At 62.1% G+C, this 20,723-nt stretch carries 21 protein-coding genes; 14 read left to right on the top strand and 7 right to left on the bottom strand.

What is annotated here, in order from left to right:
• The first annotated feature begins 197 nt into the window (after positions 1 to 197).
• The 4 genes from IVA95_RS05580 (at position 198) to IVA95_RS05565 (ending at position 3,848) form a co-directional block, all read left to right on the top strand.
• On the top strand, positions 198 to 971 hold the full coding sequence (locus IVA95_RS05580; RefSeq protein ID WP_247509587.1) for an ATP12 family protein: 774 nt from the start codon (positions 198 to 200) through the stop codon (positions 969 to 971).
• 72 nt (positions 972 to 1,043) lie between these two features.
• Positions 1,044 to 2,633 (top strand): flagellar hook-length control protein FliK, encoded by a 1,590-nt coding sequence (locus IVA95_RS05575; protein WP_247509586.1) that lies wholly within the window; start codon positions 1,044 to 1,046, stop codon positions 2,631 to 2,633.
• Positions 2,630 to 2,896 carry an EscU/YscU/HrcU family type III secretion system export apparatus switch protein gene (locus tag IVA95_RS05570; protein WP_247509585.1) on the top strand — a complete coding sequence of 89 codons (267 nt, stop codon included), beginning with the start codon at positions 2,630 to 2,632 and terminating at the stop codon, positions 2,894 to 2,896. The genes IVA95_RS05575 and IVA95_RS05570 overlap by 4 nt, the downstream gene beginning before the upstream one ends.
• 133 nt (positions 2,897 to 3,029) lie before the next feature.
• Positions 3,030 to 3,848, top strand: coding sequence for a penicillin-binding transpeptidase domain-containing protein (locus tag IVA95_RS05565; protein ID WP_247509584.1), 819 nt, complete (start codon positions 3,030 to 3,032; stop codon positions 3,846 to 3,848).
• 175 nt (positions 3,849 to 4,023) lie between these two features.
• On the opposite strand, the gene IVA95_RS05560 is transcribed toward IVA95_RS05565, so the two are convergent.
• The gene (locus IVA95_RS05560) at positions 4,024 to 4,512 is read right to left on the bottom strand and encodes a hypothetical protein (protein WP_247509583.1); all 489 of its coding nucleotides are present in this window, start codon (positions 4,510 to 4,512) and stop codon (positions 4,024 to 4,026) included.
• Positions 4,513 to 4,715: 203 nt separating this feature from the next.
• Between IVA95_RS05560 and IVA95_RS05555 the strand changes: the two genes are divergently transcribed.
• Entirely contained in the window at positions 4,716 to 6,089 is a 1,374-nt protein-coding gene (locus IVA95_RS05555) for a serine hydrolase (protein WP_247509582.1), read from the top strand.
• 11 nt (positions 6,090 to 6,100) lie between these two features.
• On the opposite strand, the gene IVA95_RS05550 is transcribed toward IVA95_RS05555, so the two are convergent.
• Together IVA95_RS05550 and IVA95_RS05545 are read right to left on the bottom strand one after the other, a co-directional pair.
• Positions 6,101 to 7,066: a dienelactone hydrolase family protein gene (locus tag IVA95_RS05550; RefSeq protein ID WP_247509603.1), complete on the bottom strand. Its 966-nt coding sequence runs from the start codon at positions 7,064 to 7,066 to the stop codon at positions 6,101 to 6,103.
• A 108-nt stretch (positions 7,067 to 7,174) separates the two neighbouring features.
• Positions 7,175 to 7,582, bottom strand: coding sequence for a DUF4260 domain-containing protein (locus IVA95_RS05545; protein WP_247509581.1), 408 nt, complete (start codon positions 7,580 to 7,582; stop codon positions 7,175 to 7,177).
• 138 nt (positions 7,583 to 7,720) lie between these two features.
• On the opposite strand from IVA95_RS05545, the gene IVA95_RS05540 reads away from it, so the two are divergent.
• The gene (locus tag IVA95_RS05540; RefSeq protein WP_213245440.1) at positions 7,721 to 9,253 is read left to right on the top strand and encodes an acyl-CoA carboxylase subunit beta; all 1,533 of its coding nucleotides are present in this window, start codon (positions 7,721 to 7,723) and stop codon (positions 9,251 to 9,253) included.
• A gap of 131 nt (positions 9,254 to 9,384) precedes the next feature.
• Here the strand turns inward: IVA95_RS05540 and IVA95_RS05535 are convergent, their stop codons facing one another.
• The 3 genes from IVA95_RS05535 to IVA95_RS05525 form a co-directional block, all read right to left on the bottom strand.
• Positions 9,385 to 9,972, bottom strand: a complete 588-nt coding sequence (locus IVA95_RS05535; protein ID WP_247509580.1) for a hypothetical protein — start codon at positions 9,970 to 9,972, stop codon at positions 9,385 to 9,387.
• Positions 9,973 to 10,240: 268 nt separating this feature from the next.
• Positions 10,241 to 10,702, bottom strand: coding sequence for a VOC family protein (locus IVA95_RS05530; RefSeq protein ID WP_247509579.1), 462 nt, complete (start codon positions 10,700 to 10,702; stop codon positions 10,241 to 10,243).
• A gap of 309 nt (positions 10,703 to 11,011) precedes the next feature.
• Entirely contained in the window at positions 11,012 to 11,221 is a 210-nt protein-coding gene (locus IVA95_RS05525) for a hypothetical protein (RefSeq protein ID WP_247509578.1), read from the bottom strand.
• Between the two features lie 238 nt (positions 11,222 to 11,459).
• Here IVA95_RS05525 and IVA95_RS05520 point away from each other — a divergent pair, with 238 nt between their 5' ends.
• The 7 genes from IVA95_RS05520 to IVA95_RS05490 all read left to right on the top strand — a co-directional run bounded on the left by IVA95_RS05520 (position 11,460) and on the right by IVA95_RS05490 (position 18,419).
• Positions 11,460 to 11,966, top strand: coding sequence for a hypothetical protein (locus IVA95_RS05520; protein WP_247509577.1), 507 nt, complete (start codon positions 11,460 to 11,462; stop codon positions 11,964 to 11,966).
• A gap of 48 nt (positions 11,967 to 12,014) precedes the next feature.
• On the top strand, positions 12,015 to 13,262 hold the full coding sequence (ftsZ, locus tag IVA95_RS05515; protein WP_247509576.1) for a cell division protein FtsZ: 1,248 nt from the start codon (positions 12,015 to 12,017) through the stop codon (positions 13,260 to 13,262).
• Positions 13,263 to 13,486: 224 nt separating this feature from the next.
• A complete protein-coding gene (locus tag IVA95_RS05510; protein WP_247509575.1) occupies positions 13,487 to 14,302 on the top strand; it encodes a hypothetical protein in 816 nt (271 codons plus the stop codon).
• 162 nt (positions 14,303 to 14,464) lie between these two features.
• A complete protein-coding gene (locus tag IVA95_RS05505; RefSeq protein WP_247509574.1) occupies positions 14,465 to 15,202 on the top strand; it encodes a protein-L-isoaspartate(D-aspartate) O-methyltransferase in 738 nt (245 codons plus the stop codon).
• Positions 15,203 to 15,311: 109 nt separating this feature from the next.
• Complete coding sequence (locus tag IVA95_RS05500) at positions 15,312 to 16,859, top strand: FAD-binding oxidoreductase (protein ID WP_249810222.1); 1,548 nt, start codon at positions 15,312 to 15,314, stop codon at positions 16,857 to 16,859.
• A gap of 125 nt (positions 16,860 to 16,984) precedes the next feature.
• Positions 16,985 to 17,704, top strand: coding sequence for a DUF899 family protein (locus tag IVA95_RS05495; RefSeq protein WP_247509572.1), 720 nt, complete (start codon positions 16,985 to 16,987; stop codon positions 17,702 to 17,704).
• A gap of 127 nt (positions 17,705 to 17,831) precedes the next feature.
• Positions 17,832 to 18,419: an N-acetyltransferase gene (locus IVA95_RS05490; protein ID WP_247509571.1), complete on the top strand. Its 588-nt coding sequence runs from the start codon at positions 17,832 to 17,834 to the stop codon at positions 18,417 to 18,419.
• A gap of 70 nt (positions 18,420 to 18,489) precedes the next feature.
• On the opposite strand, the gene IVA95_RS05485 is transcribed toward IVA95_RS05490, so the two are convergent.
• Positions 18,490 to 19,245, bottom strand: a complete 756-nt coding sequence (locus tag IVA95_RS05485; RefSeq protein WP_247509570.1) for a ThuA domain-containing protein — start codon at positions 19,243 to 19,245, stop codon at positions 18,490 to 18,492.
• Between the two features lie 328 nt (positions 19,246 to 19,573).
• On the opposite strand from IVA95_RS05485, the gene IVA95_RS05480 reads away from it, so the two are divergent.
• A complete protein-coding gene (locus IVA95_RS05480; protein ID WP_247509569.1) occupies positions 19,574 to 20,563 on the top strand; it encodes a tripartite tricarboxylate transporter substrate binding protein in 990 nt (329 codons plus the stop codon).
• The last annotated feature ends 160 nt before the right edge of the window (positions 20,564 to 20,723 follow it).

Genomic DNA, 20,723 nt, shown 5'->3' with positions numbered 1-20,723 from the left:
CGTCATTCCGGGGGCGCGCGCACGCGATCCCGGAATCCATCAGGTTCGCTGGTGCGGCGAATGGAACCCGGCGTCAGCGGGTCGTCCAGCAGAACCAGCATCGCAGCTTGCCGCCGCAACCTCCTCATCGCCTTTATTTGCATCCACCGGCATCGTATTGTCGGGACTGGATTAATCACCGACCTGCTGGATACCGCATGCGTGAACTATTCGATGACGTCGCCGGACAGTCTCCGCTCGATCCGACGGAGGCTGTGCGCCGCGCCACGCGCGCGCCCCACCGCAAGCGCTTCTACAAGGAGGCCGGCGTTGCGCCGGCCGATGGCGGGTTTGCCGTGACGCTCGACGGCAAGTCGATCCGCACGCCTTCCGGCCGCCATGTCGTAGCGCCGGTTAGCGCCATCGCGGAAGCGATCGCCGCCGAATGGAATGCGCAAGGCGAGACCATCGCCCCCCTGACCATGCCGCTGACGCGCTTTGCCAACTCCGTCGCCGAGGTCGCCAATCGCGTCGATGCCGTGGCCGACGACGTCGCAAAATACCTCGGCTCCGACTTGCTGTTCTACCGGGCCGGCCATCCCGAGGCGCTGGTCGCGCGGGAAGCGGCGCATTGGGACCCCGTGCTGTCATGGGCCGCGAACGAGCTCGGAGCCCATTTCATCCTGTCCGAGGGGATCGTGCATGTGACCCAGCCGGAGCAGGCGATCAAGGCCGCTCGTCGCGTGTTTCCGGCCGACCCTTGGTCCGTGGCGGCGCTGCATGTGGTGACGACGTTGACAGGCTCCGCGCTATTGGCGTTGGCGTTGCTGCGCGGGGCCCTCGATTCCGACCAGGTTTGGACGGCGGCCCATGTCGATGATGACTGGAACGCCGAGAAATGGGGCGTGGACGAGGAGGTGGCGGCTCGCCGGGCCGCCCGGCTGGTCGATTTCCGGGCCGCGGTGACCATTCTGGACGCCCTGAAGACCTGAGCGCCCGCCGTCCGGTTAAGGAGAGGTTTACGGCGCCGGGGTAGGCTTCGGGCTTGGCCGAGACCTCACACTATGGCGATTTCCATCAATCCCGTTCTCCCGGTGCTATCAGCCCAAGAAGCTGGCGGCGTGGCGCCCGAACTGGTGCTGCAGCCGGGTAGCGTGGTCAACGCCCAGGTCCTGAAAGTGCTGTCCGCCGATCTCGTGCGCATCGCGATCGCCAGCCTCTCGATCGACGTGGCCTCGGAAATTCCGCTGCAGCAGGGCCAGAACCTGCAGCTTGCGGTATCACAGACCAGGGACGGTATCCGCCTGGCCGTGGTCGGCCAGGGCAGTGATGCCGCCGGGGCATCCGCGGACGCCGTCACCTTGTCGCCCGATGCGCTGGCCGATGCCGCCGTCAATCGGCCGGCTATCGTGTCGGCGAAGAACGTGCTGACGCCGCTGGAGCGCGCGGTCGTCTCCGCTGCCGCCCAAGCCGCGGCGATCGAGCAGGACAGCCTGGCGCCGTTGTTTGCCAATCTGGGCGCGGCGATTTCGTCCGGCAATCTGCCGCCGAAATTGCAAGCGGCAATCGCGCAGGTGCTGGCGCAACAGACCAGTCTCGATCAGAACCTTGGGGGCCCCGACATCAAGACGGCGTTCCAGAAGTCCGGAATATTCCTCGAAGCGTCGCTGGCGTCGGGCTCCGTCCCCCCAAGCGGCGTACCCGATCTCAAGGCCGCGCTGATCGTGCTGCGTCAGACGCTGCAGTCGGCGCTCGGCGGCAATTCGACGATCCCGCCGCCGACACCCGCCGGGGCACAACAGGCTGCGCCGCCACAGGCCGGCGCGAGCCTTGCGCCGTCTTTGTCGCCCAACGTCGATCTGCCGGAAATCCTGCTGCCGCAGGCGCGATTGCTTGCAGCCGAAAATCTCGCGCTGCCGATCCATGCCGCCCGAAGCTCACTGGCGACGCCGCCTGGGCCGTCGGCGGGCGCAACGCTGAACCTGCTGCAGGAGGCGCTGCACGAACTCGGCGTTCCCGTCAGGGCTGCCACAGCCACATCGAAAGATGTTCGGGGCGGCGACGTCACCTTCCACACCAACACGCCGCCGCCCCCCATCCGGGGCGGACTGCCGGCCGCACAGCCGATAGCCTCTCCCACCATCGCGCCGCATGCGCCGCTCGAGGCGACCGCGCATCATCTGCTCGATGATACCGATGCCGCCATCGCGCGGCAGACGCTGCTGCAGGTCGCCTCCTTGCCTGATCGCATCGATGCGGGGCCGAAAGCTGACGTCGCGGCGCCACGCTGGAATTTCGAAATTCCCTTCGTGACGCCGCAGGGCACCGCGATGGCGCAGTTCGAGATTTCCCGCGATGGCGGCAGCGAGACCGTCGAGGCGGTGAAGCGGGTGTGGCGCGCACGGTTTTCGCTCGACGTCGAACCGGCCGGCCCGGTTCACGCGCTGATATCGCTGACCGGCGACAAAACTTCGGTGCGGATCTGGGCGGAACGACCGGCGACCGCAGAGCAACTGCGCGCCGGGACCTCGCAACTGAGCGAGGCGCTCAGCCGGGCCGAATTGCAGCCCGGCGATATCGTGATCCGCGACGGTGCGCCGCCGCAGGCCGCGCCCGCCGCCCGTGCTGGCCATTTTCTGGACCGCGCGTTATGAGCGTCGAGACCAGAAACAAGCTCGCGGTCGCGCTGCATTATGACAAGACCGGCGCCCCGCGGGTCGTCGCCAAAGGCAAGGGTGTCATCGGCGCGAAGATCATCGAGCTCGCCCGGGAACACGACATCCCGATCGAGGAGAACGAGGTGCTGGCGGGCGCCTTGTCCCATGTCGAAATCGGCGACGAGATTCCGCCGGAGCTCTACAAGGCCGTTGCGGAGGTGCTGATCTTCGTGCTGCGGCTGTCGGGTCGGATACGGTGATTGCGGTGGTTTTTCGCGCGAGCGGATGCCGGCTTGTGCCGGGAACATGGATCTAAGTAAGGGCCCACTTGTCATAGTTTTTCCACGATGCCATCCGCATCGTCGGCATTCCTCAACCAGTTCGGATATCCTCGTGATCAATCGTCGTCATGCGCTGGGCCTGCTTGCCGCGACCACGCTGTTGCCCGCGCGCGCATTTGCAAATGTCTCCTATCAGCGCAGCGAGTTTCGTGACGATCTGGCCAAGCGCTTTTTCGATCTCGGCACCGTCGGCACCTTCGTCGGCTACAAGGTGGACGACTATTTGATCATCGCCAGCGACAAGGTGCGATCGGGCGAGGGCAGGCTGCCGGCCTCGACGTTCAAGATACCGAATTCGATCATCGCACTCGAGACCGGCGTGGTCGAGGATCCCGACAAGGACGTCTTCAAGTGGGATGGCGTGAAGCGCAGCATCGAGCCCTGGAACAAGGATCATACGTTGCGCTCGGCGATCGCGGCTTCAGTGGTGCCGGTCTATCAGGAAATTGCCCGCCGCATCGGGGCCGAGCGCATGCAGAAATATGTCGACCTGTTCGACTATGGCAACCGCGACATCGGCGGCGGCATCGATCAGTTCTGGCTGACCGGCAATTTGCGCATCGATCCGATTCAGCAGATCGATTTCATCGACCGCTTGCGGCGCGGCGTGCTGCCGGTGTCCAAGCGCAGCCAGGAATTGACGCGCGACATCCTCCCCGTGACGAAAGTCGGCGACGCCACCATCCGCGCCAAAAGCGGCTTGCTGGGCGCAGAGCAGGGCAAGCCATCACTCGGCTGGATGGTCGGCTGGGCCGAGAAGGGCAGCCAGCAGACGGTGTTCGCCATGAACATGGACTGCAAGGAGCAAAGCCACATCGCCGCGCGCATGACGGTCGTGCAGCAATGCCTCGCCGATATCGTGGCGATCTGATTGGCCAGAAACAAACTCGAATTTAACGTGATCCGTCACCCTGAGGCGGCCGTGCGCAGCGCGGCCCTCGAAGGGCGACGGCCACCAGCCGGGCCGCTCATCCTTCGAGACGCGCGTTCCGCGCTCCTCAGGATGACGGAAATAATGCGAACACGTTGCTTCGACTTGCGCGTGATCAGCGCCGGTTCAACGCCAGCGAGACCGACGTGATATTGGTGCCCTGGGGCTGGATCGACACCATCTGCTTGCCGCCACGGGTGGTCAGCGACAGATGCGCCGAAAAGTTGTCACCCCGGGCAGCGGCCTCGACATGATCGCCGGCGGCGCGGCCGGTAAGCGTTCCGGAAGCGTTGCGGCTCGCTTCGCTCCATGAGCCCGAAATCGCGCCGCCACGGTATTCGACTTCGCTTGCGAGATCGAAATTGTAACTCGGGCTGGCGCACCTCAGATTGAGCTGAAGCTGATCGCCCCTTCCAGCGACGTCGTACGACGCGCGGCAGCGCAATTGCTCGCGTTGTCCATCACTGGTGCTGATCACGCCGCCGCCCGACCACGTACCCGCCATGGCGGTGAAGGGCGAGGCGGGTGCGGCCAGAGCCGCGCTGCCGGTCAGGCTGAGTGATGCCAAAAGAAGCGCTGCTCTCGTGAGATTGGATCCGTACATCTGATGGCCTCCTTCGGTTTGGCAATCAACGCCACCCAAGGGTTCACGGTTCCTTCACTGGCAAGTGTACGGCGAGGTTCCGTTGCCCGAGATCGCAGCAATGCCTGTCCGATACGGGGCGAATGGATTGGCAGCCGCGCCCGATCGACTGGTGCCGGGGAGCAAGTTGTACTAGCTTGCCATGGCTACCAGAGGGATTGTGCATGCCGCATCGTCGCTCGGTGCTGTTAAGAGGCTTGGCGTTTTCGCTTTGGCCGGATTGGGGTTGGGCCCAGATGCAACCGGGGCAGGATGTTGCCGCCATCCTCAAGGAGAGGGTGGATGTCGGGCGTGAAACGATGGGCCTCGTTGCCGCTTTCCTCGACGGGGACCGGCACAGCATCACGGCGTATGGTCAATCCGGCTCCCCCGACAATCGCCCGCTCGACGGCGACACCGTGTTCGAGATTGGCTCCATCACCAAGGTGTTCACGGCGCTGCTGTTTGCCGACATGGTGCTGCGCGGCGAGCTCGCACCTGGTGACCCTGCGGCGAAATATCTGCCTGCCAGCGTGCGGATGCCCGACTTCGAGGGGACGCCGGTCACGTTGATGGATCTTGCGACCTACACGTCGGGCCTGCCGCGGATGCCGTCGAATTTCGCGCCGAAGGATTGGAGCAATCCCTATATCGACTACACCCCCGAGCGGCTCTACGACTACCTCTCGAGCCACAAGCTCGCCCATAAGCCCGGCAAGCACTACGAATACGCCAATCTCGGTTTCGGCCTGCTCGGCCACATCCTCGAACGGCGCGCCGGCAAGAGCTACGAGGAACTGGTGGTCTCGCGCATTTGCATGCCGCTCGGCATGGACAATACGCGCATCACGCTTTCGAATTCGATGCAGCAACGTCTGGCGCGCGGCCACAGCGCCGTGCTGGCGCCGGTCGCGAACTGGGATTTTTCAGTGCTTGCAGGCGCCGGCGCGTTCCGTTCGACGGCGAATGATCTGATGAAATTCTTGCGGATGTGCCTGAATCCCGCTGAAGGGCCGGTCGCTTCCGCGCTGCAGATGACGCTTTCCGAACGTCGTCCAGGGGCGGAAGAGCTTGACGTGGCGCTGGGCTGGTTTATCTCGTCGCAGTTCGGCGATGAACTGATTTGGAAGAGTGGCGGCACCGGCGGCTATGCAACCTTTATCGGTTACTCGACCAAAACCCGGCGAAACTGCATCGTGCTCTCCAATGCAGCCGATTATGACCCAAATATAGCGCTTGGCACGCATCTCATCAACGCGGCATACCCGCTCGCAAAAATTCGCCGCGAGGTGCCGGTAGATCCGGCCGTGCTTGCGGCCTGTGCCGGACGTTACGAGGTGTCACCGAACTTCATCCTGACGGTGCATGCGGAAGGCACGCGCCTGTTCATTCAGGCGACGGCGCAGCCTGAGTTCGAAGTCTTCGCCGAGAGCGAGACCGAGTTTTTCTATCGCGTAGTCGACGCCCAGGTCAGCTTTGCGCTGTCCGGAGGCGGCGTGGTGTCGTCGCTGACGCTGCATCAGAATGGTAAGCATCTGCCGGGCAAGCGACTGCCTTAGCGCAGGTACCACTATCCGAGCTTCAACAGCGCCTGCAGGAAGTCGCTCACCGCTTTCTGCGCTTCCTTTGCGGTCGCCGGATTGCCGCCGACATGCGGATTGAGAGTGATGCAGGCATCCTTGTAGGTAAAGGGTGCCTTGGTCTCGGCGTTCATGAGAACGCCGCCTTCACCTTCCTTGATCAGGCAATTGCGCGCAGATTGTGCATTGGCTGAAACGGCGATCGTGCTGACGCCGAGCAGGCCGGCATCGAAGCCGTGCTGGGAATCCGGATATTCCGTCAGCACGACGTCACGCTTAGCCTCCTGCAGGCGGGCCAGATAGGCCTTGCAGCTTGAGACGGGGTTGTAGTCGTCAGGTGTACCGTGAAAAATCCGGATCGGGCGCGCCACGACGTCGGTGTCGGTGAGATAACTCGTCGAGCAATCTGGATAGAACGGAATATAGGCGGCGAACTGTGCGCCCGACTTGTTCCAGAGCTTGTGGAAGCGCTCGAGGCTGGCGTAGAGCGTGGCCTGTCCGCCACGTGAAAATCCCATCAGCACGATGCGCTCAGGATCGACGCGCGGATGTTTGGCGAGGATTTCCAGTGCGCGGTAGATGTCGACAATGAAATTGAGGCGGCCGAGCAGGGCCTGGTTAGGGCCGACCATGGTCAGCCCGCGGCCACTGAAGCCGTCGATGACAAAGGTCGAGATTCCCATCGCATTGAAATGGCGCACCCACGGATCCATGGCGGCGCCAACGCCGCTCGACCCGTGCATCAGCACCACCACGGGGAGCTTGCCCGTGCCTTGCGCGATACGGAATTGGCCGGCGACGGTGACCTGTTTGCCGTTGGTGTCGCCGGTCAAAAATTGCTGGTCGGAAATCGTCAGCGACGGAATGGCGTAGATTTCAGTGCGCGCCGCGACGTCCTTCGGGATCGACTGCGCTGATGTTTCGACGCAGGTGATCAATAGTCCCGTGCAGAACATCGCCGCCGCAGCCGCGACGCGCCAATCCGTGAGCATTCGTTCCCCCCCAAGTTTATTTGCTGTCCTGCGGCAGCTTTGAAGGGACTACATCAAGCCACAAATCGGCTGTCAATTCGAAGACTTCCCGATCTGCCCCAGGTGCGTGAAGGTAAAACCGCTGGCGTATTTCAACCCGTAGCCGAGCGCGCGATCGAGGCCGATATGGGCCAACCAGATCATGGCGATCGAGAGTGTGAGCGGCGCGGCGGTAGCAAATCCGGTCGTCATGATTGCCATCGGCGCGAGATAGCTGTGGGCGGCGTTGTAGATGAGGGCGCCGAAACGCGGTCCCGACAGGTAGGCTGCAAAGCTGAGATCGGGCACGAAGAACAGGAGGGCATAGATCCACCAGTCGCCGTCCCAGATATAATAAAGCAGCGTCATACCGATAAAGAGCGCTAATCCCTCGAGCCGCAGCACAGTTCGCACGCCCCCTGTAACGGCGCCCGAGGTGTCGGCGCTTGCGGTATCGGTCATTCCGGTCCCCATAGTCAGGATGCGCATATAGGGGGTGCCGGAGCGCGGTACCAGAGGCCGGATGAGGGTGTTTCCGCTTCCGAAAAGGCCGTGTTAGAAGGCCTTCAAATCGTTACCCAAAAGACGGGCGGAAGCAGCATGAAGGATATCCTGGACACCCTCGAAGAACGGCGCGCCGGCGCCAAACTCGGCGGCGGCGAAAAGCGCATCGAGGCGCAGCACGCTCGCGGAAAATTGACCGCGCGGGAGCGCATCGAGCTTCTGCTCGACAAGGGCTCGTTCGAGGAGTTCGACATGTTCGTCGAGCACCGCTCGACCGAATTCGGCATGGAGAAAACAAAAGTGCCGGGCGACGGCGTCGTCACCGGCTGGGGCACGGTCAACGGCCGCAAGACGTTTGTGTTCGCCAAGGATTTTACCGTGTTCGGCGGCTCGCTGTCCGAAACCCACGCGCTGAAGATCACAAAACTGCAGGACATGGCGATGAAGGCGAGGGCGCCGATCATCGGCCTCTATGACGCCGGCGGGGCGCGCATCCAGGAGGGCGTCGCGGCGCTCGCGGGCTATTCCTACGTATTCCGCCGCAACGTCATTGCCTCGGGCGTGATCCCGCAGATCTCTGTCATCATGGGGCCCTGCGCCGGCGGCGACGTCTATTCGCCCGCGATGACCGATTTCATCTTCATGGTGAAGAACACCAGCTACATGTTCGTTACCGGCCCCGATGTGGTGAAGACGGTCACCAACGAGGTCGTGACCGCGGAAGAGCTCGGCGGCGCCTCGGTGCACGCGACGCGCTCCTCGATCGCCGACGGCGCGTTCGAGAACGACGTCGAGACGCTGCTGCAGATGCGCCGGCTGATCGACTTCCTGCCGTCCAACAACACCGACGGCGTGCCGGAATGGCCGAGTTTTGATGATATCGAGCGCGTGGACATGTCGCTGGATACGCTGATCCCCGACAATCCGAACAAGCCCTACGACATGAAGGAGCTGATCAGCAAGGTCGTCGACGAGGGCGACTTCTTCGAAATCTCGGAGGCGTTCGCGAAAAACATCATCACCGGCTTCGGCCGCATCGCCGGCCGCACGGTCGGCTTCGTCGCTAACCAGCCGATGGTGCTGGCGGGCGTGCTCGACAGCGATGCCTCGCGGAAGGCCGCGCGCTTCGTCCGCTTCTGCGATGCCTTCAACATCCCGATCGTGACGTTTGTCGACGTGCCGGGCTTCCTGCCGGGCACCGCTCAAGAGTATGGCGGCCTGATCAAGCACGGCGCGAAATTGTTGTTTGCGTACTCGCAATGCACGGTGCCGCTCGTCACCGTCATCACCCGAAAAGCCTATGGCGGCGCCTTCGACGTGATGGCCTCAAAGGAAATCGGCGCCGACATGAACTACGCCTGGCCGACTGCGCAGATCGCCGTGATGGGTGCCAAGGGCGCCGTCGAAATCATCTTCCGCGCCGACATGAACGATCCCGAGGCGATCGCCAAGCGCACCAAGGAATACGAAGACCGCTTCCTGTCCCCCTTCATCGCCGCCGAACGCGGCTACATCGACGACGTCATCATGCCGCATTCGACGAGAAAGCGCATCGCGCGGGCGCTGGCGATGCTGAAAGACAAGAAGGTCGAGATGCCCGCGAAGAAGCACGACAATTTACCGTTGTAACCGGTGCTGTAGGGTGGGTTAGCGGAGCGTAACCCACCGGCCGCACCAACCGCGCATTGAGACTTCGGTGGGTTACGCTGCGCTAACCCACCCTCGAAGCTCGCTGTGACGCATGGCGGTTGATTGCGCGCTCAGGACAGCGCCCCGTTGTCGAGAAATGGCCTCCAGGAGAGCGCTTCCCTCCTGGCTTCGCTAAAATCGCTATCCTCCAAAAGCCTGCCGACGCATCTGAGGTATTCACAAAGGAATGATGCATCCGGCAATTGGTATACGTGCTCGTTCGGGACCCACAGCTCGAATCGTCTGGCGGAACTCAGTACAGACAGCAGTGCAGGCTTGAGATCGGGCACACTGTGCGGCCATCCTGACGAAGCGGTCCGAGTCCTGATGCTCTCTGAAAGGCTGCGAAATTTCCAGCCGAGGCTCCGCAGCTCGGAGGCTTTCTTCTCGTCCGACCTCCGGTTCAGCCATTCCAGTGAGACGCCAACGACAATTCCAGTCAGGAAGACCAGTGCAAGTTTGAACCAGGGCTGTTGGCCCAGTGCCAGGAAGTTACTGAAAACGGGCGTGACCATCGTGTTACGGAAGGCCGCCGTGGCCATGCCCTCAGGATCGGAGAAGATGTTTTCCTCCAACCAGTTTTTGAGGGCAGGCGCGATCAGCGGGACGAGCAGAAGACCCCAAATCCCGAACAGAAGCTTTTTGAGCCACCTGGACATAGGGCGCTATTGTCTAGCATGCCGGCGCAGCGATCCAGCCGAATTAGGGGCCAAATCATTCCAGCCACAGTCGGAAAACCCAAGTGCGGCTGCCGCCTGCCGCAGCGCATCTTGCCTCTCCTCCTGGATTCACTGACAGGCCAATAGCACGTAGAGGGTTAGGCGAAGCCGTAACCCACCGGCCACACCGACCGCGCATCGAGACTTCGATGGGTTACGCTGCGCTAACTAAGCTAACCCGCCACGCATCATTCTACAGCGAGGGGCGCTAGGTCGCCTTGTTCTGCTGCTTCATGAACTCCGTCGCGCGCTTCTTGAGTTCAGCCGGCGATACGTCCTCGATATGGGTGCCGATGTGCCAACTGTTGCCGGCCGGGTCCTTCACACCGCCGCTGCGATCGCCATAAAATTGATCCGCAGGCTCCGTCAACGATGTCGCACCGGCCTTAAGCGCCTTCTGATAAACTGCATCGACGTCGGGTACGTAGAGATACAGCATGGTGGATGTTGCTTGTGCACGCTCCGAGGCGTCGGAAATCATCACGATGGAATTTCCGATTTTGAACTCCGCATGCATAACCTTGCCGTCGGGGCCCATCATCGGCTCGAATACCGGTTGGGCTCCGAATGCCTCTTTCATGAAGCGAATGACCTTCTCCGCCCCATCGACGACGAGATAAGGCGTGACGGTGTGAAATCCCTCGGGAACCGGCTTTACCTGTGTTGCCATGGCTGTCTCCTCTGGTTTGATGGATTTGATCCACGCAGGACGGCCCAGCCCGCTTATTGTTTTGCCCGCAATGTTCGATCCAGTCTTTGCGCAAAGTGTGGCGGCTGTGGTCCGCGCACGGGTGGTCGCGTCAACGTGTGTCCGCTGCCAAGTTCCTAGCCGGCGAAGCTAACCCGGCGAGAGAGGAACAAAATCGTACTCGCCGACCTCTTGCAGAACCAGGAAGGTGCGCGACCTCGTGCCTCCGTGGTCACCAGATGCGGTCGCATGGGCCTGACGACATGGACTTCGCCGGGCCGCAAATGCCGTTCACTCCCCATCGTCCTTTATGCGCTGCTCACCCTCCCGCAGCCGCTGCGCGATGGCCGTTCGCCTTGGGATCAGCGCGGCTTCGTCGGCGAGCCGTTGCGCAAGGTCGGAGTGATATTGCTGCACGACATCGAGGACCGCTTCCTTGGCGAGTCGTCGGTGGTACTCGGCCAGGAATTTGTGCAAGTCAGCAAGCCGTTCGTCATCCATCTCTATCGCGCCTCAGCCGCGATGCCGAATATACCGCAACCCGTTGATCTCGCACAGCTTGCACCACCCCAATCCCGATGGGATTCGCCACCCGGCCGAGCAAAGTGGCGGCGGAGGCACGCTCAAGTCGGTACCTGGCCGTCCTTTAACTGTTTGTTAACCATAAGGCCCCTAACTTAGGGGACTACCCGGCCATCATCAGACGATTCCAGCGCGGTTCGTTCGAGGAGAACAGCCGATGTCCGTTGAGATTCTGACCTACGCAGACCTGGGCGCCCGCCTGAACATTTCGGCAGCGGCCGCCCGCTCGCTTGCCAGGCGGCTCCGATTGCCGCGCTCGCTTTCCGATGATGGGAAGGCGCTGGTGAGCGTCGATCTCGCTGAAGTGAGGCATACGCCGCAGCCACCGGCCGGTCACCGGGCGGGCGAGGCCGCTCAGTTGAGGGCGCTCATCGTGACGCTGCAGTCGGAGGTCGCGCAGCTTGACGCCAGGGCAGCCGGTCACCGCGCGGATTTCGAGCATGAACGCGAGCGCGCCGATCGCCTGATAGCTGAGCTGCTACAGGCGACTGCCGAGACCAAAGCCGCCAGGGAGGCAACGGCGCGGCTTGAGGGGGAGGTGGCAGCTCTTCGGACCGCTCTCCGAACTAGCAGTTCGGACGAGAATCACGGACATTCTGCGCGCCGGGTGGGGCATCTGGCTGCGAGCCTGGTGGAAGCAGACCGCAAGGCTGCTCGTGGGTAACAAATCTCTTCCTATTCCGCGGTTTGGCGGAGCAACCGTGGGGCAAAAATGGGTGGCACCGATATTCGCGAGTTGAGGGCGCGCATTATCGTGTTCGGGGTGGGCGGTGCCGGCGGCAATGCCGTCAACAACATGATCGACGCGGGGCTTGAAGGCGTCGAATTCATCGTCGCCAATACCGACGCCCAGGCACTCACTAGTTCGAGGGCCAAGCGCGTCATCCAGATGGGCACGCAAGTGACCGGAGGCCTTGGCGCCGGCGCGCAGCCCGATATCGGCCGCGCCGCGGCGGAAGAGGCCATCGACGAGATCCGCGATCATCTGACCGGCGCGCACATGGTGTTCATCACGGCCGGAATGGGCGGCGGTACCGGCACGGGAGCAGCCCCCGTCATCGCCAGGACCGCGCGTGAGCTCGGCATTCTTACCATCGGTGTCGTCACCAAGCCGTTCCAGTTCGAGGGCCAGCGCCGCATGCGCTATGCCGAATCCGGCATCGCGGAACTCTTGAAGGCGGTGGACACCCTCCTGATTATTCCGAACCAGAATCTGTTCCGGGTGGCCAACGAGAAAACCTCTTTTGCCGATGCCTTCGCAATGGCCGACCAGGTGCTCTATTCGGGCGTGGCCTGCATCAGCGATCTCATCGTCAAGGAAGGCCTGATCAATCTCGATTTCGCCGACGTTCTCTCGGTCATGCGCGAGAAGGGCAAAGCCATGATGGGCAGGGGCGAGGCTTCCGGCGAGAAGCGCGTGCTCAACGCTGCGGTAGCTGCGATTTCCAACCCCTTGATCGAGAATCCCTCGATCAAGCGCGCCAGCGGCCTGATCGTTTCCATTACCGGCGGCAGGGATCTGACGCTGTTCGAGGTGGACGAAGCCGCCACCCGCATCCGCGACGAGGCCGATCAGGACGCCAACATCATCGTCGGCGCGACCTTCGATGCCAGCCTCGAAGGCATCGTCCGCGTTTCGGTCGTGGCCACGGGCATCGACAATCTCGACGCGACAGGCCAGACGCAGGCCGCGGAAGGCCTGCTCACGGACCTCGCGGGCAGGCTGAGCAACGACCGGCGTCGCATCGTCGAGCGTGGCGTACCGCCGCCGCAATTCGCCAGCCCGCCCTCGCTCATCCCGCCGCCGCGCCACCTCGAAGCGCGGCCGCCGATCGCCCAACAGGCGCGGCATGCGGCACCGCAGCGCCTCGATCCCCACGGTCGCGCTCCTCCCCCGCGCAATCCGATCGAGGAAAAGGTTCTGGATATCCCGGCCTTCCTGGGCAGCAGGGCCAACTGACCCGTCATAAGAGCCAACTCGCTCGGAGGTGGTAGACCGCCGCGATGCGACTTCAGAAAGTCCCTCGTCGAGGCAGCCCCCCGGTGGTGCCTCAAGGTCTAATGCCCAAAATCGGTCCTATACTTTCCATCCTCCAGCCTTGCTTTGGTCAAAACGGCGGTAGGGAGTGTCTAAAATCCGACGACCGTTCATTCAGGTGATCGCAAACCGGGCAGGAGGCGCTCATGGATACCACGGTGAATACCAAGCAAGCCGATCCACGTGATGTTAATCCGGGACTGTCCACGCAAGACATCGAGCTGGTCGCGCGCGCCGATGAACGGCTTGCGCATGCTTATGAAAAAATCGCCCGCGCGGATGAACAGCTCGCGCTTGTCAATGAACAGATTGCCAAACTGGAGAAAAAGCCCGCTAACAGGCTTCCTCAGTCATCGCGCGGCAGGCCGGCGCTGCGCGGCTTTGTCGGCCTGCTGTTGACAGCGGGCATCTGTATCGCTGCTTTCGCTTCGCAATCTTATGGCGAGGCAGCGAGGCTGATGATCGCCCCGTGGGTACCGCAACTGGCTCCGGCTTCGTCGTTGCCATCGGAAACACCGAAGCTCGCCGCCCAACAGAGCGAGCCTACTGTTCAGGTAGCTGCGGCGGATGCAGCAGTTTCGGCATTGCCAGCTCCGGCCCCGACCGGACCGCAAGAGGCAGCAGCCGGCCCGATCACTCCCGAGGTGACACAGTTGCTCCAAACGATGGCGCGTGATCTCGCCAACGTGCAGCAGGAGATCGAACAGCTCAAGGCTGGCCAGGAAGAATTGGTCCGCGAAAATGCCAGGACCGCCGAGCAGCTCAAGGCAAACCAGGAGCAAATGGCGCGCGTGATCGCGAACGCCTCCGCGCAACAGCCGCGGCCCAAACCGACGGCATCAGCCAATCCGCCACCGCCGCTCGCCGCTGCGCCTTCGCGTAATCCCGCTTCGACGCCGCCGCCGACGCAAGCCAGAACGCAGGCGCGAGTGCCAATGCAGTTGCAGTCCGGACAACAGTAATTTCGCTCGCCCGAAGGCTCTTGCTCGCTTTTGCTGAAGTGGGACAAGCTGACAGTTGGAACCCGGGCAGAGTATGTTCACTCTGCCCAAAGACCAGACAACTTGTTCCACTGGGGCTTCGATCCTAGATAGCGGACGGTGCCTTCGATTTTGGATGGCCGCATGATCATGAAGATCTTGCTGCTCGTTCTGTGCATGGTTGTCGTCGCGCGGGAGGCGACGGCACAGGAACCACAATGCGACCGCGAACGCGCGGCCATGGTCGAAACCATCAGGGACAATGCCCGTCGTTCCCACGTCGGTGATTTGGGACAGCAGGGCCTCTCGGAGAGAGTTCTTGAGGCCATGAGGCGAACGAAGCGCCACCTGTTCATGCCTGAGCGATCTTGCTCCATCGCCTACGCGAACACGCCGGCTTCGATCGGACACGGCCAGACCATATCGCAGCCGTTCATCGTGGCCTTGATGACAGAGTTGGCGGGGGTCGCGCCCGATCATGTCGTGCTCGAGATCGGTACCGGTTCGGGCTATCAGGCCGCCATCCTTGCGCATCTGGCGCGGAAGGTCTGCACCATCGAGATCATCCCGCAATTGGCCGAAGCCGCCACGAAAACACTCAAAGAACTCGCATACGATAATGTCAGCGTCAGGCTGGGCGATGGTTATGCTGGCTGGCCCGACTGCGGTCCGTTTGACGCCATCGTCGTAACCGCCGCACTCGGGCAAGTACCGGCGCCGCTGATTGAGCAGCTTAAAGTAGGTGGCCGACTCGTCATGCCGGTGGGCGCCGCTTACACCAGTCAGCAGCTCACGGTCGTCGAGAAAACCGCCCCCGACAAGACGACGACGCGTGCCGTCGCCCCCGTTCGCTTTGTGCCCTTCACGCGTTCAAAAGATTAAGAGCCAGTATGGCGGCTATGTCGAAAACTACAGATAGGAAAAAGCAGGGGAGGCGACCGTGAGCGGTGCAAGGCTAAAACATTACGGCTGGGGCCGCGAAGACGAAGGCATGACTGCCGAGGAGCAGGCCTTTGTGCTCGGCCGTTATCGCGAAAAATTTGCGCGCGATTCGTTTGAAACAACAGTCGTCCCGCGCCTTGAGGACCTGACATTGCGCGCGCCGCGCGTGGTGCCGCCGGCCTCGCTTGCCGCTTTTTGCACGAGCGAACGATACGACCGCGTCGCGCACGCCTACGGCAAATCCTATCCAGACTACGTGCGAGCCATGCTCGGCGAATACGGCAGCGCGCCCGACGTGGTCGCCTATCCAAGAAACGAAGCAGAGATTGCCGCTGTCATGGACTGGGCCGGTGGTGTCAGCGCGTCGCTTACGCCGTTCGGGGGCGGGTCGAGCGTTTGCGGCGGTGTCGAGCCGCGCGTCGACGGTATCAGCTACAAGGCGGCCGTCACGCTGGACTTACGCAATCTCGGCAAGGTCGTCGAGGTGGATCAGATATCGCGCGCCGCACTGATCGAAGGTGGTGCCTTTGGTCCATCTCTGGAGAACCAGCTTAAGCCGTATGGCGTCACGTTGCGTCACTTTCCGCAGAGTTTCGAGTATTCAACCCTTGGCGGCTGGATCGCGACGCGGTCGGGCGGCCATTTCGCCAGTCTCTACACGCATATAGACGATTTCGTTGAAAGCCTGCGCGTTGTGACGCCGCGCGGCGTAATGGAAACACGTCGCTTGCCGGGATCGGGTGCTGGACCGAGCCCCGACCGCATGTTCATAGGCTCCGAAGGAACGCTCGGGGTGATTTCGCGCGCCTGGATGCGATTGCAGTCACGTCCGAAATTCCGTGCTGGCGCATCGCTTCGTTTCCAGTCGTTTTTCGGTGCGGCCCGCGCGCTGCGCGCGATCGCACAGGCCGGCCTCTATCCATCGAACTGCCGCATCCTTGACGCGCAAGAGGCATTCAACACTGGGGCTGCCGACGGCAGCGTCGCGATTATGGTGCTCGGCTTTGAATCGGGCGACCATTCGCCGGATGCCTGGATGGCACGCGCGCTCGAATGCTGCGCCGACCATGGTGGGATACCGGAGGCGGCAAAGGCCGGCGATGCACATCTCGAAGGCGCGGCAGGAATCTGGCGTAACGCATTCATTCGTATGCCCTATGCGCGCGAGTTTCTGACCCCGGCCGGCATCATCAACGACACCTTCGAGACCGCTATCACCTGGGATCGGTTCGAAAGCTTCCACGACAAAGTGAAGGCGGCAACGGAGCGTGCGATTGTTGATGCGACTGGCGCAAAAGGCGAGGTCACATGCCGCTTCACCCATGTCTATCCTGATGGACCCGCGCCATATTTTTCTTTCCATGCACTCGGCCGCCACGGTGCTCTTCTGGAACAGTGGCAGGCGATCAAGAATGCGGCCAGCGATGCGCTGATTGAGGCGGGCGGGACGATCACGCATCATCATGCCGTTGGCCGTGATCATCGGCCTTGGTACGACCGTCAGCGCCCGGAGCTTTTCGCGACCGCGTTTCGGGCCGCAAAAAGAGAGCTCGATCCGCAAGGCATGCTCAATCCTGGAGTGCTCATTGATCCCTAATGATAATCGGCGCGCCAACGGGGTTGGTCGCAAGGGATATGCGGCAAGCGGGTGCAATAGGGAACTCGCTACTCACGGATGAGTTTGTCCGCAGGGCTCACAGACCTTTTAATCTGGAGGAAGCCATGGAGCATCTCCGCTACCCGAACGAGACCGCCGAGTATCGTGCTGCCAGAAACGCGCTTCTGGACGACGAGATCGCACTTCGTGCCCACATTGAAGCTGTAGCAGCCAAGCGCCGCGCCTTGCCGCTCGGCGGCGAAGTACCGGAAGACTATGTATTCGAGCGTATGGGCAAGAATGCAGCGCCTGAGAAGGTCAAGATGTCCGAGTTGTTCGGTCCGCACGACACGCTCATTCTGTACAGCTTCATGTATGGACCCGAGCGGGAGCTGCCATGTCCCGGCTGCACGCACCTGCTTGATGGGCTCGACGGCGCGGCAAGGCACATCGGCCAGCGAGCTGCACTTTACATCGTCGCAAAATCCTCAATCGCTCGTCTCGCCGCGTGGGCTCACGGGCGCGGCTGGGACCATCTGTCGTTCGTGTCTACGGCGGGCAATAGCTACGACGCGGATTACTTTGGCGATACGTCGAAATTTCCCAAGGGCTTGCGTGTTCAGCATGGCGTTCCGGACGGCGAGAACTGGGACGAAACGATCTTCAACGTATTCAAGAAGAGTGGCGGAGCAATCCGTCACTTCTGGGGTTCAGAGATGAGCTTCGCACCAACCGAACCCAATCAACATCATCGCGCCGGGGATCAGGTCGACCCCTTGTGGGGGCTGCTCGATATGACCCCCGAAGGGCGCGGAGACTTTTTTCCCAAGGTAAACTACGATTGACCCTCGGGCCCTGTGCGCCCAAGGATCGAAGGTTTGACGTTATCGGAAGTTACACGCACGTTTATCCGGCTGGAAAGAAGGCATCGGCTTGTCTACATTGAGGGTCGGTGATCGAGGGAGCGACACGATGTCGGCGGCACCAGAAGTCAAGTCGGCGGGCGCGAACAACCGGGCAAGCGCGATCAACACCATTGTGCTCGGCTTTGCGGCCGATCCGATGGCGCGTTGGGCTTGGCCCGACCCGTCCCAATACCTCAGAATAATGCCTCGGTTCGTCAATGCTTTCGGCGGCCGGGCTTTCGAGCATGGCACAGCCTACATCTCTGAAGAGGCGCGCGCCGTCGCCTTATGGCTGCCGCCGGGTGTCGAGCCGGACGAAGCAGAAATGGACGCAATCATGAAGGAGTCCCTGCGCCCGGAGATCGCCGAGGAGATCGGGGCCGTCATGAAAGGAATGGCCGAACATCATCCCCTTGAGCCGCATTGGTATCTGCCTGTTATCGCCACCGATCCGAACCTGTTCGGAAAGGGGCTCGGCACGTTGCTGATGAAACACGCGCTTCGACGATGCGACGAGGAGGGCATCGCGGCCTACCTTGAAAGCTCGAATCCGCGTAACATTTCGCTCTATGAACGCCATGGCTTCAAGGTCACCGGTAGAATCCAAAGCGGCTCTTCTCCAGTGCTGACGCCGATGCTGCGGCCCGCATCCTGAACGCTCGACACGCTTGCGCTATCACCGTGCATCTCAGGAACAAGCGCACTTGCGCTTGTTCCGAAGGTTTCTAGAGCGACCTTCGGATAGACCAGAGAATAGCATTGTTGAGGATTCGCTGGTAGCGGGCGTCCTGCCAAACCGACGGCTCGTGGCCTAGTGCCGTATAGAATACGCGTCCCTCGCCGTAGAATCGCGTCCATGCGAGAGGCCACCCATAGAATCGTCGATGCACGCCTGTCTTGCCAAGGTCCACCGAGCGTGGGTCGAGGCGCAGGAGCACGCGTGATCGACGATAGTCGAAGTCGCTGATTTGGTAGATCTCGTCCTCGACCTGCAACGAATTCCCGAGAAAAGCCACCAGAGGATCACCGGGATCGACCACCTCGATTGTCACGGCCTGATGCCAGGGGTGACCATTAAAGTAGCCGCCGACGAGGTCGAGATAATCCGGCCAGGTGTAAAATGTGTCCGTCGCCGAATGAACACCGAGGAACCCGCGGCCCGAGCGCACGAAGTTGAGAAGAGCGTTCTTTTGCGCTTCGCTCATCGGAAGTTCTCCTGACGTGTAGAACATCACCGCGGCGTAGCGCTCGAGGTTATCGGGAGAGAATTCAGACGTGTCTTCCGTTGCCGTGACTTCAAAGACACCCGAGTTGCTTCCAAGCTGGGTCAGGATTGCCTTGGAAAGCGGTATGACATCGTGCCGGTAGCCGGCCGAGTACGTGAAATAGAGGACGCGCTGGCGCGGGCGTTCCGCATGCGCGCCCAGGGGTCGGATGGCTGCCGCGCCGCCGAGGAGCGCAATAAAATCGCGTCGCCGCACAATCCCCTCCGCTCAGCAATGTATTGAAAGAAGCTTAGCACAGATCAGCCCGGCCGTGGCCTTGCGGCATCGCCACTCTCTGCCGTCCTATGCAACGCCCACGTTCAGTTCATACCTTCAGCTCTTTGAGGTCGCGACAGGCGATCGAGAGATTTGGCGGGCTGTCGCCGTCGGTATTTTCGCGTCTCGGAAAATGGCGGTTGCGAATGCCATGATCCGGTAGGCCACCCGCGAAAGCCCGAATCTGATGTGCGCCAATCTGTCCCGCCTTTCGCCTATGGCAGAGGGGGGACGATGCGGTACGCTCGCCGAAAATCAGGGAGCGAATATGCCAGTGAGAATCAGCCGCCGTCACTTCATCGCCGCCGGTGCGGCCGCCAGCGCGACGCCTTTCCTCGCGCGTGGCGCCTCCGCGCAAGCCCCCTGGCCGTCGCGGAATATCCGCATGGTCTGCAGCTACCCGGCGGGCGGGCAGACCGACTTGCTCGCGCGCGCCTTCGGCGATTACATCTCCAGGCAGGTGGGGCAGAACGTCGTCATCGAAAACAAGGCGGGCGCCTCCGGCTCGATCGGCGCGGCGGAAGTCGCACGCGCCGCGCCCGATGGCCACACCATCCTGTGCTCGATCTCGACCACCTATGTGATGAATCGGGTCATGATGAAGAACCCCGGCTACGACATGGACAGAGACCTGACGCTCGTCAGCATCATTCCGGGCGCCGGGCTGCTGCTGGTCGCGAGCTTGGCGTCCGGCGTCAAGACGCTGGACGATTTCGTCGCGTTCGCGCGCAAGAAGGGCCAGGTCAACTTCGGTACCTATAGCGCGGGCTCGGCCCCGCACATGACGATCAACGAACTCAACAAGCAGTACGGCCTCAAGATCGAGCCGATCCACTACCGGGGCGAAGCGCCGATGTGGACCGGGCTGATGGACGGCACGCTCGACGTCGCGATGGGCAGCTACACGGCCGCGCAACCCGTCCTGCAAGGCAATCACGGCGTGGTGTTCGCGGTGCACTCGAAGAAGGTCGCCGCGATTCCGAACGTCAAGACGCTGCCTGAACAGGGCGCCACATCGAAGTTCTTCACAATCAGCGGCTTCACGGGCTGGGCGGTGCCGAAGGCGACGCCGCAGCCGATCGTCGATCGGCTGTCGGAACTCTGCGTGGCCGCCAACAACGATCCGAAGGTGAAGGAAGTTCTCGCCACGTTCGTGCTCGAGCCGGCGCTCGGCTTCAAGGAAAGTAATGCGTTGTATCAGCGCGAATTGCCGACCTGGATCGAGAGCGCGCAGGCCCTCGGCCTGGAGCCGGCGTAGCTGTGAGACCCTCATGGTGAGGAGGCGCGTAGCGCCGTCTCGAACCATGTGGCCCCGCTGGTGCCATTCATCCTTCGAGACGCGCGAAGACGCGCTCCTCAGGATGAGGTCTGGCAAGAGTAGGGTGGGCAAAGCGCAAGCGTGCCCACCATCCATCAAC

It is taken from the genome of Bradyrhizobium sp. 157 (genome assembly GCF_023073815.1).
Classification (GTDB): Bacteria; Pseudomonadota; Alphaproteobacteria; order Rhizobiales; family Xanthobacteraceae; genus Bradyrhizobium.
The sequence above is the reverse complement of the archived record's forward strand: the minus strand, read 5'-3'. Positions and strand labels throughout refer to the sequence as shown.

Coding starts and splice junctions, on each gene's coding strand:
- IVA95_RS05510 (WP_247509575.1), top strand. CDS start 13,487: ATGGATACCACGGTGAATACCAAGCAAGCCGATCCACGTGATGTTAAT.
- IVA95_RS05495 (WP_247509572.1), top strand. CDS start 16,985: ATGGAGCATCTCCGCTACCCGAACGAGACCGCCGAGTATCGTGCTGCC.
- IVA95_RS05500 (WP_249810222.1), top strand. CDS start 15,312: ATGACTGCCGAGGAGCAGGCCTTTGTGCTCGGCCGTTATCGCGAAAAA.
- IVA95_RS05520 (WP_247509577.1), top strand. CDS start 11,460: ATGTCCGTTGAGATTCTGACCTACGCAGACCTGGGCGCCCGCCTGAAC.
- ftsZ (WP_247509576.1), top strand. CDS start 12,015: ATGGGTGGCACCGATATTCGCGAGTTGAGGGCGCGCATTATCGTGTTC.
- IVA95_RS05550 (WP_247509603.1), bottom strand. CDS start 7,066: ATGTTCTGCACGGGACTATTGATCACCTGCGTCGAAACATCAGCGCAG.
- IVA95_RS05580 (WP_247509587.1), top strand. CDS start 198: ATGCGTGAACTATTCGATGACGTCGCCGGACAGTCTCCGCTCGATCCG.
- IVA95_RS05490 (WP_247509571.1), top strand. CDS start 17,832: ATGTCGGCGGCACCAGAAGTCAAGTCGGCGGGCGCGAACAACCGGGCA.
- IVA95_RS05555 (WP_247509582.1), top strand. CDS start 4,716: ATGCCGCATCGTCGCTCGGTGCTGTTAAGAGGCTTGGCGTTTTCGCTT.
- IVA95_RS05545 (WP_247509581.1), bottom strand. CDS start 7,582: ATGACCGATACCGCAAGCGCCGACACCTCGGGCGCCGTTACAGGGGGC.
- IVA95_RS05480 (WP_247509569.1), top strand. CDS start 19,574: ATGCCAGTGAGAATCAGCCGCCGTCACTTCATCGCCGCCGGTGCGGCC.
- IVA95_RS05575 (WP_247509586.1), top strand. CDS start 1,044: ATGGCGATTTCCATCAATCCCGTTCTCCCGGTGCTATCAGCCCAAGAA.
- IVA95_RS05530 (WP_247509579.1), bottom strand. CDS start 10,702: ATGGCAACACAGGTAAAGCCGGTTCCCGAGGGATTTCACACCGTCACG.
- IVA95_RS05535 (WP_247509580.1), bottom strand. CDS start 9,972: ATGTCCAGGTGGCTCAAAAAGCTTCTGTTCGGGATTTGGGGTCTTCTG.
- IVA95_RS05540 (WP_213245440.1), top strand. CDS start 7,721: ATGAAGGATATCCTGGACACCCTCGAAGAACGGCGCGCCGGCGCCAAA.
- IVA95_RS05570 (WP_247509585.1), top strand. CDS start 2,630: ATGAGCGTCGAGACCAGAAACAAGCTCGCGGTCGCGCTGCATTATGAC.
- IVA95_RS05560 (WP_247509583.1), bottom strand. CDS start 4,512: ATGTACGGATCCAATCTCACGAGAGCAGCGCTTCTTTTGGCATCACTC.
- IVA95_RS05525 (WP_247509578.1), bottom strand. CDS start 11,221: ATGGATGACGAACGGCTTGCTGACTTGCACAAATTCCTGGCCGAGTAC.
- IVA95_RS05505 (WP_247509574.1), top strand. CDS start 14,465: ATGATCATGAAGATCTTGCTGCTCGTTCTGTGCATGGTTGTCGTCGCG.